The following is a 16,320-nucleotide window of genomic DNA, read 5'->3' on the forward strand; positions in this document are numbered from 1 at the left end:
CGTACCGCACGTTCCGGCCCCCCGCGGCGTCACAGTCGCAAGAAGCCGACGTCAACGGATGCAGGGGGTACGGACGATGGAGCGGTTCCGGACACGAAAAGCGCTGCTCGCCCTCACGGCCGCGAGCGGCCTGCTGCTCACCGCGTGCAGCGGGGGCGCCGACACCGGCGAGAGCAGCAAGGCCGCCGACCGCCCCGAGTACGGTGCGGGCGAGCCCGCACCCGCCGAGGGCCAGGACGCCGACGAACGGGACGACCTCCGCGAAGACCCCGACCACCTCTCCACCTTCGCCCTCGACGTCGACACCGCCTCCTACGACTACGCCCGCCGGGCCCTCGCCGACGGCCGGCTGCCCGACCCGTCGACGGTCCGCCCCGAGGAGTTCGTCAACAGCTTCCGCCAGGACTACGACCGCCCCGACGGCGACGGCTTCTCGGTCACCGTGGACGGCGCCCGCACCGACGACGAGGACTGGTCCCTGGTCCGCGTCGGCCTCGCCACCCGCACCACCGAGCGCACCGGCGAACGCCCGCCCGCCGCCCTCACCTTCGTCATCGACGTCTCGGGCTCCATGGCCGAACCGGGCCGCCTCGACCTCGCCCAGGAGTCCCTCTCCGTGATGACGGACCGGCTGCGCGACGACGACTCGGTCGCGCTCGTCACCTTCAGCGACGAGGCCGAGACCGTCCTGCCGATGACCCGCCTCGACGGCAACCGCGACGAGATCCAGGACGCCGTCTCCGACCTGGACACCCAGGACTCCACCAACCTCGGTGCCGGTGTCGAGACCGGCTACGAGACGGCCGTGGAGGGCCTGCGCGAGGGCGCCACCAACCGGGTCGTCCTCATCTCCGACGCCCTCGCCAACACCGGCGACACCGACGCGGACAGCATCCTGGAACGCGTCGTTGGCGAGCGCCGCGAGCACGGCATCACCCTCTTCGGCGTCGGCGTCGGCAGCGACTACGGCGACGCCCTCATGGAGCGGCTCGCCGACAAGGGCGACGGCCACACCGTCTACGTGTCCGACTCCGACGAGGCCCGCAAGGTCTTCTCCGAGCAGCTCCCGCGCAACGTCGACCTCACCGCCCGCGACGCCAAGGCCCAGGTCGCCTTCGACCCCGAGACGGTCGAGGAGTTCCACCTCGTCGGCTACGACAACCGCCGCGTCGCGGACGAGGACTTCCGCGACGACCGCGTCGACGGCGGCGAGGTCGGCCCCGGCCACACCGTCACCGCCCTGTACGCCGTCCGCACCGAGCCCGGCGCCGAGGGCCATCTCGCCACCGCCACCGTCCGCTGGCTCGACCCCGAGACCCGCGACCCGCACGAGGAGACCGGCGACCTGGAGACCGACGCCCTCCACGACTCCCTGCGCGCCGCCCCCAGCCGTTTCCAGGTCACCGCGGTGGCGGCCTACTTCGCCGGGGCCCTCAGCTCGCGAGACGACCGCAACCACCGCCTCCCGGGAGCCCCGGCCGGCTTGGGCGAACTCGCCGATCGTGCCCGCGCGTTGTCCGACACCACGGAGGACGGGGCGGTGCGCGACCTCGCCCGGGCCATCGAGCAGGCGGACCGGCAGCGGGATTGAACAGACGGGACGCGGGCCAACCGGGTGAACCTGCGGAACCAATCCTCCTGCGCCGGGTTGATGAGGAAGTAGAGCATGCGGCGCTACGAGAGAGGAACGCGCAGTGCTCAAGGAGGCAATGATCGCTGCGGCGGCCGCCGCTTCTGCCATTGATGTGCCGGTGACGGCCCCTGGGCCGCGAGTCGGGCTCCGGCACGCCTGATTCCTGTTCAGCGCTGCGACCTGTTCATGCCGTCACACCGCCGGGCCCTGGATGTGGCTCTCCGCTCCGAGGCCGGCTGCCCTAATTCTTCAAGCAGGAGGACAACTGCAATGCGACAGACCCTGAGCAAGGGAGCGTTCGCGGCGGCCGCCGCCACGGGGATTCTGTCCCTGTACGGCAGCCCCGCACTCGCTGACTCCGACGCGTCGGGATTGGCGAAGGATTCCCCTGGTGTGCTGTCCGGGAACAGCGTGCAGGTGCCGGTCGACGTGCCGGTCAACCTGTGCGGCAACACCGTCAACGTGATCGCGGCGCTCAACACGGCGTTCGGCAACTCCTGCAGCAACATCTCGCACAAGTCGAAGGGCCACGAGGCGGGCGCGGACGCGTCAGCGGTCGTGAAGGGTTCTCCCGGTGTGCTCTCCGGCAACAACGTGCAGGTGCCGCTCGATGTGCCCGTGAACGCCTGCGGCAACAACGTCGACGGTGGCGCGCTGTTCAACGACGCGCTCGACAACGACTGCGAGAACGGCTCGTACGGCGGCGGCTACGGCGACGACGACACCCCGTCGACGGAGGAGGAGCCGAAGCCCCCGGCCAAGGACGTTTCCGTCCCGCCCGCCAGCGAGACGCCGAGTTCCACGCCTCCGGACAGCGAGGACTCGTCCATCACCGAAGAAGCCGAGGAGGAGGACGGCGCACTGCCCCAGCTGGCCGAGACCGGCAGCGAGGCCCTGGCGGCTGCATCGGCCGCCAGTGCCGTCCTGATCGCGGGCGGAGTGATGATGTACCGCCGCGGCCGCACCACCTCGTCCCGCTAGCGTCCCCGGGTGCCGGACGCTACCCGTCCGGCACCCGTGTTCCCCCGGAACGGCGTCTGCCGTCACTCCGGGACAGCATCATCCGCACCCCCCGTCGACCATGGTCCGGGGGGTGTCGACCGTCGCGGAACACCGCACCCCTGACCGCCGTTCCCGGCACGGGGAGGGGCCGCTGACGACGCTGTCGCCGTCAGCGGCCCCTGGGCTGCCCTGCGGCCCCCGTCAGCCGTGTACCGGCGACGGCGACTCGCTCCGGCTGCCGTCCACCGGAGCGGGGACGATGCCGCCCACGGGCATCGCGCCGAGCCGGCGGCGCACTCCGCGGACGAGTGTCGACGCCGTGAAGGACGCGCCCTGCACGAAGCGCATGGCCGGGCCGAAGCCCGAGGCCGTCACCAGGCCCGCGAGGAACAGGCCGGGGTAGGAGGACTCGAAGCCGCGTCCGACCTCCGGGGAGCCGTCCGGCAGTGCCGCCAGCGTTCCGCGCAACTCCGGGGAGAGCAGTCCGAGTCGGTCGCAACGCGGCCGGAACCCCGTGGCGGCGATGACGTGTTCGGTCTCCAGGCTGCGCAGGGCACCCGCGCGGCTCGCCGTGTCCAGCCGTACCCCGCCCGGCACCGCACACGCCGCGGTGACCTCATGGCCCGGCAGCAGCTCCACCACGCCCTCCACCCGGTCCCGCACCCACCACGCGCCCGCCGGCCCCAGCGCCGTGCTCGCGATGCGTGCCCGGGTCGGCTCCGGCAGCCGTCGGAAGAAGTTGGGGCGCTCCGCGTAGAACCAGTTCCGCCAGCCGGGGCCGAGGCCGCTGTGGGGGGAGCGGGCCGACTGGTACCAGGGGCGCTCCCAGGGCGGCGGCACGTCGTTCCACCGCAGCTGTTCAGCCCGCGCCAGCACACGGACACGCGTGCCCTGCTCGGCGAGCAGCGCGGCCGTCTCCAGGGCCGCCTGCCCGCCACCGATCACCGTGACGTCCTTGTCGCGGAAGCGGTCGAGGTCGCTGTGGTGGCTGCTGTGCGTCACCAGCGCGGGGTGCAGTCCGCGCAGTGCCTGCGGTACCTCGACGAACGGCATCACACCGACCGCCAGGGCCACTGTCCGCGCCTGCACCTCCTCCCCGTCCTCGGTGACCGCCGTGAAACCGTCCGGCCCGGCCGCCACACGGATCACCGTGCGCTCGTCCACCCCCGGCACGGCATTGCGCGCGAACCACAGGCCGTACTCCGCGAACGCCTCGACCGGAATCGGCTTCGCATGACGCGCCGTCAGGCCGTGCTCCGCACAGTAGACGTCCAGACGCCACTGCCCGGCCGGGTCGGAGAGGTTGGACGCCCACGGTTCCGACTTCAGAAACATGCCGCGGGGCATGTTGTCCCGCCAGGACGCCATGGGCCGGCCGAACACGCGCAGGTTCAGCCCGGCGGCCGCGGCGTGGGACGCGATCGACAGGCCGTAGGGGCCTGCGCCCACCACCAGAAGGTCGTACACCATCAACTGCTCGCTTTCTCGTTGTCGGTCAGGGAGGGCGAGGCTGCCCGGGGGATGAGCCGGGGCGTCGGCGCCGCCGTCGTGCCCAGCCGTTCACGCAGCCGGCGCGACACGTGCCGGCCCCACTGGGCCCACATGACCCGCGTGGGGGAGTGGTCGTCCGCGGCGTACCAGGCCAGTTCGCGCCCGCCCGGTGCGGCACGCAGCGCCGCCAGCGGCGCGTAGTTCTCCACCACGAACGCACGCCCGGCCATCGGGATCCCGGCCGGCAGTGCACGGCCCGTCAGGTCCAGGTGCAGGGCCCGTACGACGTCCAGGCCCGCGCTGTCCGCGAAGAGCCGGAACTGGGCACCGGCTCGCGGGTTGAAGTCGAGCAGGTGGTAGCGGCCCGTCGCGCCGCAGCGGCGGAAGTCGAGGTCGAAGATGCCCCGGTAACCCAGCTCGCCGGTGAGGCGCTCGGCCAGCGCCTGCACCCGGGCGTTGGGTGTCCAGCACCCGACCGCGGTCAGCCCCGCCCCCCGCGGCCAGGCCAGCTGCTTACGGCCCGGCCCGCCCGCGCGCACATTGCCCGAGTGGTCGGCGTAGCCGTGGAAGAACCAGTCCCGGTCCGGTCCCGGTGACAGGTACTCCTGGAGCAGCAGCCGGCTGCCCGCTTCCTCGGTGCGCAGGAACAGCTCCCGGGCCTGCTGTACGGACCGCACCAGCACCGTGCTGCGCAGTCCGCTGCCGGCGGGCAGCAGCCAGGGACGGCTCCACTTCGCCACCACCGGCAGCCCGAGCCGCCGCATGGCGTAGGCGACTTCGACCGGACTGTCCGGGATCAGCGTCAGCGGGTGCGGGACGTCGGCGGCCGCGCACACGGCAGCCAGTTCCGCCTTGTCGGCGACGCGCTCGGCCAGGGTGCTCGGCATCGCGGGGAGAAGGTAGGAGGGCGCGAGTTCGTCCCGCATCCGGCCCACGGCGATCGCGCTCGCGTCGTCCATCGGGATCAGGACGGCGGGGCGCGCGATCCGGCCGGCCACCCGGCGCAGCACGGCGAGAATGTCTTCCGGGGACGCTTGCGGGAGCGGCGGGGGATGCATTTGACGTACGTAACGTGACGCGCCGACGGGACTTTCCGCGGTATCCGCGACGACGTGCACTTCCACTCCCGCCCTGCCGAGCGAACGCACGGCCCCCAGCGTTCCGTGGTGAAAAGGGTTCCGGTCGATCCGCAACACGACAGCGGGGACGCGGATGTCAAGCAGCGACACGAATTCTCTCTTTCCTTTCGATCGGCTCACCCGCACGGGCGAGCCCAGCACTCGAAAGCCGCAACGGCAGTAGCGCTCCCGGCTTTTCTATGACTGACTTCATATGACTGCCCGTCAATAACAGAAATCGCGGCAGTGGTCCGGACGAGAGCGAAGAAAGGAGCAGGCATGGACCCACAGCACAAGCGGGCGGGGGTCCGCCGGCTGGCCCGGGGCGCGGCGGCGGCCGCCGCGTCGGCCGCCCTGGTGTCCGGCACCGTGACGGGGGTGGGTGCGGCGCAAGCCGCCGAACCCCGGGCTCCGGCGCCGACCGGAGCCGCGCCCTCGGCCCCCGCACCTGTGGCCGTCACCCAGCCCCCGGCGCCGACCGGAGCCGCGCCCTCGGCCCCCGCACCTGTGGCCGTCACCCAGCCCCCGGCGCCGACCCCGGCCACCACCCCGGCGGATGAGGGGGTCCCGGCCTTCGGTGTCTTCCTCAAGTCCGATGCCCGTGGCGTGGCCCGGATGCCGCTGTTCAGTCACTGGCTGGGCGGCACGGAGCTCCGCGTCGGCCACACCTACCTGCCGGGACACCGCTGGCGCGACATCGAGGGTGCCCCCGATTTCCTGGACATCTGGGCGCACTGGCGCAACGAGAAGGCCGACCGGATGCTCGTCCTCAACGTCCCCATGCAGGAGCGCAATGAGGAGGGCGTCTCCGACGGTGAGGTCAGGCAGCTGCTGCGGCAGGGCGCGGCCGGAGAGTTCGATCATCACTTCCGAGTCCTCGCCGAGCGGCTGGTGAAGTTGAAGGTGCCGGACACGGTCATCGTGCTCGGCTGGGAGATGAACGGCACCACGTACACCCATCGCTGTGGGCCGGACCCGGAGGCCTGGAAGAAGTACTGGAACAGGATCGTCACCACCATGCGTTCCGTGCCGGGCCAGAAATTTCAGTTCGACTTCACGCCGAGCCGTGGCCAGGACGCCATTCCCTGGACGAAATGCTATCCGGGGGACGACACGGTCGACATCATCGGCATGGATTCCTACGACCAGCCGAACGGGATGTCGTTCGATCAACAGGTGAAAGAGCCCTACGGGCTGCAGCATCACGTAGATTTCGCGAAGGCGCACGGCAAACCCATTTCCTATCCGGAATGGGGCCTCTTCCGCAACGGTGACAATGCCGAGTACATGCGGAGCATGCTCGCCTGGATGGAGGAATACAAGCCGCGCTACAACACGCTGACCGACTACTGCCCGCACGGTGTATGGCAGTGCGGAGCCAACCCGAAGTCGTCCCACCTCTACCGGTCCGCTCTGTTCGGCCGCAGCGACCAGGCGACCCCGCCCCTCACGCCCACGCCCACGCCCACGCCGACCCCACCCAGCACAACGCCGCCCCCGGCGGACTGCACGCCGCTGGACCTGGGCAGTTGGGTGGAGGAGTGGCTCGGCGGCAAGCTCTGCCTCCGCTTCGACTGGTCGTGATCCACCAGCCCGGCGGAACCATGCTCTCCGGTGCCCTGTCCGGCCGGGCCCGCCGTCGTCACCGTTGTCCGCGTACATCGGCGGCGGCGGCCGGGCCGGGCACCGAGGGGGCCGGGGCGAGCTCGTCGCCCTGACCGTTCCTCCTGGGGCGCGCCAGGAGGGCCAGGCCGCCCAGCAGACCTCCCGCGCTCGCCCCCACCAGACCGGTCACCGCCGGTGACGCGGACGTGGGCTCGCGCGGCTCCACCGCTCGCGAGAACGGCACGAGCCGCACGTTGGTGCTGTCACTGCTGTCGTCCGCGTGGCGGGTCAGCGAGCGGGTGACCGCGTTGGCCATGTCGACGGCGAGGCCAGGGCGCGAGGAGGTGGCCGAGACGGCGACCATCGGGGCGTCCGGTGACGTCGCCGTGCGCACACTGTGCTGCAGGGTGCGCACCGGAACACCCGCATACACCTGCGCGTCGCCGAGCACCGCCAGCTGCGTGGCGACCCGGCCGTACGCCTGCGCGAATCCAAGGGCGGCGTCCGGCGTGGACTTCTCGGTGGGTACGGCGATGACGTAGCTCGTGGCCGTGTAAGTGGAGGGTGCGAGCAAGCCGTACGAACCGCCGAGCAAACCCCCGACGAGGGTGCCGGCCGCGAGCACGGACCACAGGGGGAGCCCTCTGAGACGAGCCAGGGACAAGCGGCGCTGACGGGTCGGAGTGTCGGTCATGAGGAGGTGGCTCCCAGGGGTGAGAGGGACGGCGAACTTGAGACGGCTGTCGCGTACAAGTCCGTGAGACGGGCCGCGCAGTGGGTGATGCTGTAGTGGCGGGCGATGTCCGAGGCGGTGCGCGGCCGGGCGCCGGCCGCGCGGACCTCGGCGATCGCGCGGGCGTATGCCTCGGGGCCGCCGAGCACACGCCGGGCGCCGGGGTCGGGCGGCCGCACATCCTCGACAGCCGGGCAGGAGGCGTAGAGCACGGGCAGTCCGCACGCCAGCGCCTCCACGGCCGCCAGACCGAACGCCTCCTCCGTGGACGGGGACGCGAGCAGGTCCATCGCCGAGGTGAGCGAAGGCAGGTCCGGGCCGGGCGAGCCGTCGGGCAGGTAGGGACGTTCGCCGGTGAAGACGACGCGGCCGGACACGCCGGCCTCGTGGGCCGTGCGACGCAGGGCGTGCTCCTCGGGGCCGCCGCCCACCAGCAGGAGGCGGCACTCGTCCGGAAGCAGGGCGAGCGCGCGGACGAGGACGTCGAACCGCTTCCCCGCGGTGAGCCGGCCGATACCGCCCACGACCCAGGCGTCCTCCGGCAGGCCGAACTGCCGGCGGGTGCGCTCGCGCCGCTCCGGGTCGAAGCGGAAGTGGTCGAGGTCGATGCCGTTCGGGACGACCTCGATGCGGGGCGCCGGCACGCCCCAGCCTTTCAGGCGCTCGGCCACCGTCGGGGAGACGGCGACCGTCGCCGAGCCGAGCCGCTCGCTGGCGAGGTACAGCCCGCGCACCCCTGCCGTCAGCCTGCGACCCTCCATCTGTGAGTCGCCCAGGGAGTGTTCGGTGGCGACGACCGCCCGGACCCCGGCCATGCGCGCGGCGATCCGGCCGTAGACGCAGGCCCGGTAGAGGTGGGTGTGCACCAGGTCGTAGCCGCCGGCGCGGATCAGCCGGACCAGACGCGGCAGCGCGGCCAGGTCACGGTTGCCGCCCATGCCGAGATGCGTGACGCGAACGCCGTCGGCCGCGAGGCCTTCGGCGACAGCACCGGGGTTGGTGAGCGTCACGACGTCGCAGTCGACGGGCAGATGACGCAGCAGCAGGCGCAACTGCTGCTCGGCCCCGCCGACGCCGAGGCCTGTGATGATGTGCAGAGCCCTCATCTCACAGGCCATCCACCGGGCGCCGGCGCAGCCGGTGCAGCCAGTACTTGAGGTGCAGGCGCCACGCCGTGTCGTCCTGGCCGACGTACACGCGCGGCAAGGCGTGCGGACCGGTCAGCGGGCCCGGATCGATGGCGCAGGCGTAGGTGTACCCCGCTTCCCGTACGGCCTCCACAGCGCGGGCGTCGATCGTGCCGTACGGGTAGCAGAAGCCGTCGACCGGGGTGCCGGTCAGCTCCTTGAGCCGTGCGCGGCTCTCGGCGACCTCGGCCTTGAGCGTGAGCTCGTCCGCCTTGGTGAGGTCGGCGTGCGCCAGCCCGTGCGAGCCGATCTCCACGCCTTCTGCGGCCGCGCGCCGGATGCCGTCCCCGGTCAGCAGCGGCTTGCGCGGGCCGAGCGGATCCCAGGCGTTGTCGCCGCCGAGCCGTCCGGGCAGCACGAAGAGGGTCGCACCGCAGTCCCAGCGGTGCAGCAGCGGCAGGGCGTCGGTGACGAAGTCGGCGTACCCGTCGTCGAAGGTCAGCCCGACCAGGTTGTGCCCCTCGCCCCGGGCGCGGGCGGCGAGCAGCTCGGTCACGGACACGCCCCGCAGCCCGCGCCGGCGCAGCCATGCCAGCTGTGTCTCGAGCCGTTCGGGCGTGACCGTGATGCGGTACGGGTCGTCCGAGCAGTCGCCCACCGAGTGGTACATCGCCACCCAGGGGGCCGGGCCCTTGCGCGGGGCCCGGGGTCTGTCGGTGTCGAGGGAGTCAACGGAGACGGCCATGTGTGAGCCTTCGTGTGACGGCGCGTAGGGAGCGCAGAGCGGACGCGGAACTCTGGGCACCGAAGGCCCAGCTGAGCGGGACGAAGACGAAGGTCACGGTCAGAAGGCCGGCCGTGAGGCCCGCGGCCGGGGACGGCAGCCGGCTCGTGGCGAACGCCCCCGCGGCCGTGGCGACGGCCGCGGCGGACACCAGCCTGCCCAGCTCGGCCAGGACCGGCCGGACACGGACCGAGACGCTGTGTGGGCTGTCCGGCCGGCCCGTTCGCAGTCCGGCGAGCAGCAGGGTCGCCGTGACGGTGATGCCGAGGGCGTTGGCGGCGGCGATCCCCGCCACTCCCCAGGAGTGCACGGAGCCGGCGCCGATCCAGGACGTCACGGCGATGCCCGCAGCCATCGCGCCGAGGGGGTACCAGCTGGCCCGGCCCGCTGAGAAGTAGGACCGCACGAGGGCGCCCACCAGGGTCTGGCCCAGCAGTCCGAGGGCGTACACGCGCATGACGTCCGCTGTCGCGGCGGTGTCACCCGAGGTGAACGCGCCCCGCTGGAAGAGCAGTTCGATCATCTGGGGAGCGCAGGCGATCACCGCGCACATGCCCAGCAGCACCAGCCACGAGGCGAGCGCCAGATCCCGCTCCACGCGGCTGCGGGCCCGCTCGGTGTCGCCGTCCGCAAGAGCGCGCGCCACCACCGGGAAGGTGACGGTGCACACCATCAGCGACAGAGTCATCGGGATCTGGGCGACCTTCTGCGCGTAGTTCAGGTGCGAGATGGCACCGGCGGGCAGGCCGGAGGCGAGGAAGCGCTCCGCGAGGACCTGCGACTGACGGCACAGGGCGAACAGGAGTACCGCGGCGATCAGGGCGAGTTGCATCGGCCGCTCCTCGACCACCGACCCGGCGCGGGCGAAGGGCGGCGCAGGCGACGCCAGTCGCCGCCACAGCGACGGCAGTTGCACCGCCACCATCAGACAGCCGCCCGCCGCGACCCCGACCGCGGCGGAACGCACGCCCCAGCCCTCGCCGAGGAGGAACATCGAGGCGATGATGCCGGTGTTGTAGGCGACGTAGATCGCCGCGGGTGCGAGGAAACAGCGATGCGCCCGCAGGGCGGCACTGCAGTACCCGGCGAGCCCGAAGACCAGCACGCAGGCCGCCGTGATCCGGGTGCAGTCGACGGCGAGCCATGGGTCCGGCAGGCCGGGAGCGAGCGCCCGGACCAGGTAGGGAGCCGTGCCGGCGATCAACGCCGCCACCGCGGCGAGGGCGAGGCAGAGCCGGGGCAGGGTGGCGCAGACCAGGGCGCGGACCGGGTCGCCCGGTGCACCCCGGGCGCGGCGGGCCAGCGCCATGCTGAACGCCGGGATCAGCGCGATCGCCAGCCCGTCCTCGATGAGCAGCGTGGCGGCGAACTCCGGAACCGTCCACGCCACCAGAAAGGCGTCCGTGTCGCTCCCGGCGCCGAACAGCCGCGCCAGCGACTGGTCGCGCACCAGACCGAGCAGTGAACCGGCGATGGACAGCGACGCCGTGACGAGCGCGGCCCTGGCCAGGAAGCTTCCGGAGACCGACGACGACGCCGAGGCCCGGTCGGCCCCGTCGCCGGTCTTGGCGGCGACACGCGCCGGGGGCACGGTCGCCGCGTCGTCCGTGTCGGAGCCGGGGGACTGCGAAGGCACCACCGTCATCGCGCCAGGGCCTCCTCGGCGCGCTCGCACACCTCGGTGCGGGGCGCCTTCGCACGCGCGTCGCCGGTCAGCGCCCACCACGCTCCGAGCCCCATGGCCACGGCGATCAGCACGGTCGAGGGACCGCCGATGTCTCCGTACATGAAGTCGGTCAGCAGCCAGACCAGCAGCCCGCAGGCGACGAGCCCGCAGTCGAGTCCCGGGCCGCGGTCCCGGACGCGCACCACGCGCCGCACCCCGCACACCAGCAGCGCCAGCCAGCTCCCGGCGAGCGCGAGCAGCCCGATCAGGCCCTGCTCGCTCAGCACCAGCAGGTACATGTTGTGCGGAGACAGCAGCGGCTGCCTCTGGTACGCGGCTCCCGCGCCTTCGGTCTCGCTGCCCGACGACAGTGCAAGCGTCGCGTGCCCGTCCCGGTATTCGGGGAAGCCCTTCAGCCCGACACCCGTCAGCGGGTGCTGCCGCCAGATCTCCGTGGCGGACGCCCACAGGGTGTATCGGTCGACGACGGACTGGTCGGGGGCGTCGGCGACCTGGGCGATGCTGCCGATCCGCTGCTGCAGAAGCACCGAGCCCACGCCGAACCCGCCCACCAGGATCACGCCCGCGGCGACCGCGGCCGCGGCCGCCTTGAGCGCGCGCCGCCATCCCGTCAGGACCAGTTGCACGCTGCACGTCAGGACGGTCGCGATCCAGGCTCCCCGGCTGAAGGAGAGCGCGAGCGGCAGCAGCAGCACCGCAGCGCACGCGGCGGCGGCCACCCGCTGCCGTACGGGCACCCGGCCCAGCGCGATCCCGACCGCGCACACCAGGCCGAGGGAGACCGCCGTCGCCATGCCCATCACATCGTGCGGCCCGAAGGTGCCCACCGCGCGGATGTTCGCGCCCTGGTAGGAGGCACCGGTCCGGGTGATGAACTGGTGGACGCCGAGGGCCCCCTGACACAAACCCAGCCCCACGCAGGCCCAGGCCACCATCCGGAAGCCGGTCCGGTCGCGGAGCAGCAGCAGCACGGCCGCCGGAACGAGTACGAAGGTCTGCAGGTAGCGTCCCAGGCCGGTGAGCCCGGCCTGGGACGAGAACGCCCCCATGGCGGCGAGCGCGAGCCCCACGACCGGCAGGCCCAGAACCACGGCAGCGGCGGGCGACAGCGGGCGCCGCCGTTCGAGCGCGAGACGGATCACGCAGTACACCACCACCAGCCCGGAGAACACGTCGGCGGGCCCCGCGCCGTCCGTCGTCAGCGGCAGCGCCAGCAGGGCGGGTACGGCCACCACGAGCAGGGCCGGTGTCAGCGCGGCGACACGGCGGGGAAACGGTGTCAGTGCGAGGCTCACGTCTTCAGCTCCCCGTGGGACGTACCACCGTGGCGGCGGTGCGCAGCAGGATGCAGACGTCCTGCCACAGGGACCAGTCGTCGATATAGGCGTTGTCGAACCGACAGCGGTCCTCGATCGAGGTGTCGCCGCGCAGACCGTGGATCTGGGCGAGGCCGGTGATGCCGGTCCGCATGCGGTGACGGACCGTGTAACCGGGGTAGGTCTGGCCGAACTGAGCCACGAAGTAAGGGCGTTCGGGCCTCGGTCCGACCAGGCTCATGTCGCCCCGCAGCACGTTCCACAGCTGGAGCAGTTCGTCGAGCGAGGTGCGCCGCAGCATCCGGCAGAACCACCGCATCTCGTTCTCGTTCGCCACGCTCCACCGGGTTGCCGACTCGTGTTCGTCGACCGGGCGGTGTGTACGGAATTTCAGCAGCGTGAACGGCTTGCCGCCCCTGCCGATGCGCTCCTGCCGGAACACCACGCCCGGCCCGTCGCTGATCCGCAGCGCCGCGGCGAAGGTCAGCAGCAGTGGGCTGACCAGAAGCAACAGCGTTCCCGACACCAGGATGTCGAGCGTCCGTTTGGCCACGCTGTCACGCCGGGCCGGGGACATGTCCAACCGCCGGCAGGAGAACCCGGCCAGCCGCTCCCGTGTCGCGTACGACGGGGAGTCGGCGTCGACCTCCCAGACCACGCAGCCCGACTCGGCCAGCGTCCGCAGCAGCGGCCCCTGTTCGGTGCGCACGGAAGGGTGCACGGTCAGTACCGCTCCCACCCCGTTCTGGATGACCGCACGCTCGACCTCCTCGGCGGTCGTCAGCACCGGCAGCGTCTCGGTGCCGTCCGGCTGCTCGGCTACGATGCCCACCGGCCGTACGCCGCACCGCGGGTGACGCAGTACGGCAGCGGCCACGCGCTGAGCGCTCGTGACCGGGCCGAGGACGAGTGCCGTGTGCGGGTGGCGCAGCAGCGCGGCGCGGCGCCGCGCGTGCACGACTCCGCGCAGCGCGCAGCAGGCCACCGCGTGCAGGGCGAGGCCTGTCAGCACGGCGCGGAGGGACAACGCGTGTTCCGGCCGGTACGCCGCCAGGAGCGCCGCGAGAGCCAGCCATGCCACCGCGATGCGACCGCACACGGCGGGCAGTTCCTCCAGCAGCCCCGGTACCGGTGGCCGCCCGTCGCGCCGGACCAGCAGCAGCGAGGTGACGATCAGCAGTGTGACGAGGAGCGGATGGCGCTGGGCCTCGCTGAGCGCGAAGGAGCCCGCCAGGGCGGCGAAGCCGTCGACGACGAGCAGCGGGACGGGTGAGGCCGACCGGACCGGGCGCCGTGGGGCGGACGGCCGGAAACCGGTGGCGGTGCCGCGCGGCGGCATGACCGAGACTGGTGAGGATCCGTGCTCCCGTGGCGGTACACCGGGGGAGGGCACGGTACGTTCGGCGGTCACGAGTGGATGGACTCCCTGTACTCGGTGGGCTCGACGCGCTGTGTTGTCCGGTTCGCCTCGGCGCCACGTCCGGTGCCGAGCGGCTGACCGTGCTCAGCGCTGGGGGTGGTGGCGGTCCATGGGCCGAGCAGGTCGCGATAGACGTCCGAGACGGCCTCGGCGGTGTACCGCACGTCGTGCGTGGACAGCACGTGCCTGCGGCCCTGGTCGCCGAGCGACTCGCGCAGCAGCGGGTCTGCCAGCAGCGCGGTGACGGCCCGGGCCAGCGCCGCCGGGTCCTCCGGCGGGACCAGGCACGGGGTGGAGCAGGAGGGCGGCAGGCTCTCGCGGGCGCCGTCGACGTCCGTGACCACCACCGGCCGCCCGCAGGCCATCGCCTCCAGCGGCGCCAGGGCCATGCCTTCCCAGCGGGACGGCAGAACGACGAGATCGGCGGCCTGGTACCAAGGGGAGGCGTCGGCGACGGCTCCCACGAACACCACGGATGCCGGGGCGACTTCGCGAAGCCTGTCGCAGTCCGGCCCGTCGCCGACCAGAACGAGGCGGGCGTCCGGTACCTGCTGTTCGACGGTCTCCCAAGCCCGCAGCAGGAGGTCCTGGCCCTTCTGCCGGCACAACCGCCCCACGCACACGGCGAGCGGTGCCGCCGGGTGGATGCCGGCGAGCGGGGCAAGCCCGGCCCGTACGGCGTCCGCGGTGGCCGGACGGAACCGATCCGGGTCGATGCCGTTGGGGACGACGGTCCACCGGCCGGTGATCCTGGCACCCATGCCGGTAGCGCGTTCCGCCTCACTCACACACACCACGCGTGAGGCCCAACGCGCCCCCCAGCGTTCCCACATGAGCGCCAGGGTCGCGGTGCCCCCGCCGACCGCCTCGAACGACCAGGCGTGCGGCTGGAAGACCGTAGGGATCCGCCCGCGTACCGCGAGGCGTCCGGCGAGCCCGGCCTTCGCGCTGTGGGCGTGCACCAGATCCGGACGCACCTCGTCGATCACCCGTGCCAGATGCCGTACCTCCCGGACGAGCGACGCACCGGGCGACCGCGCCGCGTGCCAGTTCCGTACGCGCGCGCCGAGCGTCCGCAGCCTCGTGGTGAGCGCGCTGTCGGGGCAGGCGACGGTGACGTCCATGCCGTCCGAGAGTTGTGCCTGGACCAGGTCCGTGACGACGCGCGCGACGCCGCCGTCCACCGGCTGGGTGAGGTGCAGGACTCTGGGGTGTGGTGCGGCGGATGAGAGATGCATGTGCGCGGATTCCTCGCTCGCGAAGGCGTACGGGGCGGGCGGCGGCGTACTCACCGCCGTGCGTCGACGGCGACGAAGAGCACGCCGGCCCACGCCGCGTCCTGGAGAGACCGGATCCGGAAGGTCGCCTCGTCACCGGCTTGCAGCAGGCCGCTTCCGAGATCGAACACGTCGGAGTCGTAACCGAGGTTGTTGGCGTAGGCGGGCACACGTGCCGCATCCGCTCCCGGCTCACTGATGGTGGAGTTCAGGACGTCGTCCTGCGGGTTGGCGGTGTTGGTGAGGGCGGACTCGGCCTGGCCGGTCGACACGGTGAGCGAGTCGCCGGTGGTGCGGCGGTCGCCGTTGTACGCCGTCAGGCCCACACGGCCCCACGCTCCCGCGGCGAACCCCAGGCCGGACAGGCGGATCTCCTGTCCCGAACCGGAGCTCAGCGGGGTGAAGCCGTCCCAGACCGCGAGGTGCCGCAGCGGCTCGGCCGGGTTCTCGTAGGCGACCACGAGGGTCCAGCCGCCCCAGGCCCCGGCCGTCGACCTGCCCATGGCGATGTTGATCTGCGCCACGGTGTACAGGCCCGCTCCGCCCTCCCGCACCAGCCGTGTCACGTCGGCGGAGGCCTGGAAGGCGTCCATGCCGTCCATGACGCGGTGTCCGACCATCGTGTCCGCGAGCAACTGCTTGTACTCGCCGCCGGGTTCGGCGATCAGCACGCGCCCGTTGTCCTCCGGCGGCTTCTGCTCGCCCACGCGCAGGTTGCCGCCCCAGTAGAGGCGTGCGTACGTCACCCGGGCGCCGTTGGGGAGACGGACCTCCGCGCGGGAGGAGTTGTAGGTGTTGGCGTCGCGGTCGACATCGACGTAGAACATGTCGAAGTCGCCGTTCACACCGGAGCCGCCTGCCTGGGCGTCCGGGCATGAAGGGCTCTGAGCCGTGCGGCAGGTGATCGATGCGTTGGCCGCGCGTACGATGCCGCCGTGCTGGAGCGTGCGGTACCGCTCGGCGAAGCTGAGGCTCTCGGCCTCCGGTGCGGGTGCGGCCGCCGGCGCGGCCGCCGGGGAACTGCCGGCTGCCCACACGGCGGCAAGGGCGAGGACGCCCACGGTCGCGCGGCGAATCAGCGGGCCAAGGGAATGGCGCATGACCGGTTGTTGCCCTTTCGGAACAGG

At 72.4% G+C, this 16,320-nt stretch carries 13 protein-coding genes; 3 read left to right on the forward strand and 10 right to left on the reverse strand.

The window, feature by feature from the left end:
• Nucleotides 1–58: 58 nt before the first annotated feature.
• Nucleotides 59–1,591, forward strand: coding sequence for a vWA domain-containing protein (locus IE153_RS06475; protein ID WP_189588795.1), 1,533 nt, complete (start codon nt 59–61; stop codon nt 1,589–1,591).
• Between the two features lie 312 nt (nt 1,592–1,903).
• Nucleotides 1,904–2,614 carry a chaplin gene (locus tag IE153_RS42555; RefSeq protein WP_189588796.1) on the forward strand — a complete coding sequence of 237 codons (711 nt, stop codon included), beginning with the start codon at nt 1,904–1,906 and terminating at the stop codon, nt 2,612–2,614.
• 222 nt (nt 2,615–2,836) lie between these two features.
• Here the strand turns inward: IE153_RS42555 and IE153_RS06485 are convergent, their stop codons facing one another.
• Both IE153_RS06485 and IE153_RS06490 read right to left on the reverse strand, forming a co-directional pair.
• On the reverse strand, nt 2,837–4,105 hold the full coding sequence (locus IE153_RS06485; protein WP_189588797.1) for an NAD(P)-binding domain-containing protein: 1,269 nt from the start codon (nt 4,103–4,105) through the stop codon (nt 2,837–2,839).
• Nucleotides 4,105–5,355 (reverse strand): carboxylate--amine ligase, encoded by a 1,251-nt coding sequence (locus IE153_RS06490; RefSeq protein WP_189588798.1) that lies wholly within the window; start codon nt 5,353–5,355, stop codon nt 4,105–4,107. The genes IE153_RS06485 and IE153_RS06490 overlap by 1 nt, the downstream gene beginning before the upstream one ends.
• 168 nt (nt 5,356–5,523) lie before the next feature.
• On the opposite strand from IE153_RS06490, the gene IE153_RS06495 reads away from it, so the two are divergent.
• On the forward strand, nt 5,524–6,828 hold the full coding sequence (locus tag IE153_RS06495; protein ID WP_189588799.1) for a glycoside hydrolase family 26 protein: 1,305 nt from the start codon (nt 5,524–5,526) through the stop codon (nt 6,826–6,828).
• A 58-nt stretch (nt 6,829–6,886) separates the two neighbouring features.
• Here IE153_RS06495 and IE153_RS06500 read toward each other — a convergent pair whose 3' ends face one another.
• Genes IE153_RS06500 through IE153_RS06535 form a run of 8 tightly spaced genes read right to left on the reverse strand, consistent with a single transcriptional unit; the run spans nt 6,887 to nt 16,293 of the window.
• Nucleotides 6,887–7,543, reverse strand: coding sequence for a YveK family protein (locus IE153_RS06500; protein WP_189588800.1), 657 nt, complete (start codon nt 7,541–7,543; stop codon nt 6,887–6,889).
• Nucleotides 7,540–8,688: a glycosyltransferase gene (locus IE153_RS06505; protein WP_189588801.1), complete on the reverse strand. Its 1,149-nt coding sequence runs from the start codon at nt 8,686–8,688 to the stop codon at nt 7,540–7,542. The genes IE153_RS06500 and IE153_RS06505 overlap by 4 nt, the downstream gene beginning before the upstream one ends.
• Before the next feature lies 1 nt (nt 8,689).
• Nucleotides 8,690–9,454, reverse strand: a complete 765-nt coding sequence (locus tag IE153_RS06510; RefSeq protein WP_189588802.1) for a polysaccharide deacetylase family protein — start codon at nt 9,452–9,454, stop codon at nt 8,690–8,692.
• Complete coding sequence (locus IE153_RS06515) at nt 9,438–11,138, reverse strand: lipid II flippase MurJ (protein WP_189588803.1); 1,701 nt, start codon at nt 11,136–11,138, stop codon at nt 9,438–9,440. Before IE153_RS06515 ends, IE153_RS06510 begins: the two co-directional genes overlap by 17 nt.
• Nucleotides 11,135–12,475, reverse strand: coding sequence for an O-antigen ligase family protein (locus IE153_RS06520; protein ID WP_189588804.1), 1,341 nt, complete (start codon nt 12,473–12,475; stop codon nt 11,135–11,137). The genes IE153_RS06515 and IE153_RS06520 overlap by 4 nt, the downstream gene beginning before the upstream one ends.
• Before the next feature lie 4 nt (nt 12,476–12,479).
• The gene (locus tag IE153_RS06525; RefSeq protein WP_189588805.1) at nt 12,480–13,907 is read right to left on the reverse strand and encodes an exopolysaccharide biosynthesis polyprenyl glycosylphosphotransferase; all 1,428 of its coding nucleotides are present in this window, start codon (nt 13,905–13,907) and stop codon (nt 12,480–12,482) included.
• Nucleotides 13,904–15,154 carry a glycosyltransferase family 4 protein gene (locus tag IE153_RS06530; RefSeq protein ID WP_189588806.1) on the reverse strand — a complete coding sequence of 417 codons (1,251 nt, stop codon included), beginning with the start codon at nt 15,152–15,154 and terminating at the stop codon, nt 13,904–13,906. Before IE153_RS06530 ends, IE153_RS06525 begins: the two co-directional genes overlap by 4 nt.
• 50 nt (nt 15,155–15,204) lie before the next feature.
• Entirely contained in the window at nt 15,205–16,293 is a 1,089-nt protein-coding gene (locus tag IE153_RS06535) for a DUF3344 domain-containing protein (protein WP_189588807.1), read from the reverse strand.
• Nucleotides 16,294–16,320: the final 27 nt, after the last annotated feature.

It is taken from the genome of Streptomyces massasporeus, from assembly GCF_014648995.1.
Taxonomy (GTDB): domain Bacteria; phylum Actinomycetota; class Actinomycetes; order Streptomycetales; family Streptomycetaceae; genus Streptomyces; species Streptomyces massasporeus.

What these genes read in the sequence shown, in the direction of transcription:
- IE153_RS06475 (WP_189588795.1), top strand. Translation starts at nt 59, where the DNA reads ATGCAGGGGGTACGGACGATGGAGCGGTTCCGGACACGAAAAGCGCTG.
- IE153_RS42555 (WP_189588796.1), top strand. Translation starts at nt 1,904, where the DNA reads ATGCGACAGACCCTGAGCAAGGGAGCGTTCGCGGCGGCCGCCGCCACG.
- IE153_RS06485 (WP_189588797.1), bottom strand. Translation starts at nt 4,105, where the DNA reads ATGGTGTACGACCTTCTGGTGGTGGGCGCAGGCCCCTACGGCCTGTCG.
- IE153_RS06495 (WP_189588799.1), top strand. Translation starts at nt 5,524, where the DNA reads ATGGACCCACAGCACAAGCGGGCGGGGGTCCGCCGGCTGGCCCGGGGC.
- IE153_RS06500 (WP_189588800.1), bottom strand. Translation starts at nt 7,543, where the DNA reads ATGACCGACACTCCGACCCGTCAGCGCCGCTTGTCCCTGGCTCGTCTC.
- IE153_RS06505 (WP_189588801.1), bottom strand. Translation starts at nt 8,688, where the DNA reads ATGAGGGCTCTGCACATCATCACAGGCCTCGGCGTCGGCGGGGCCGAG.
- IE153_RS06510 (WP_189588802.1), bottom strand. Translation starts at nt 9,454, where the DNA reads ATGGCCGTCTCCGTTGACTCCCTCGACACCGACAGACCCCGGGCCCCG.
- IE153_RS06515 (WP_189588803.1), bottom strand. Translation starts at nt 11,138, where the DNA reads ATGACGGTGGTGCCTTCGCAGTCCCCCGGCTCCGACACGGACGACGCG.
- IE153_RS06530 (WP_189588806.1), bottom strand. Translation starts at nt 15,154, where the DNA reads ATGCATCTCTCATCCGCCGCACCACACCCCAGAGTCCTGCACCTCACC.
- IE153_RS06535 (WP_189588807.1), bottom strand. Translation starts at nt 16,293, where the DNA reads ATGCGCCATTCCCTTGGCCCGCTGATTCGCCGCGCGACCGTGGGCGTC.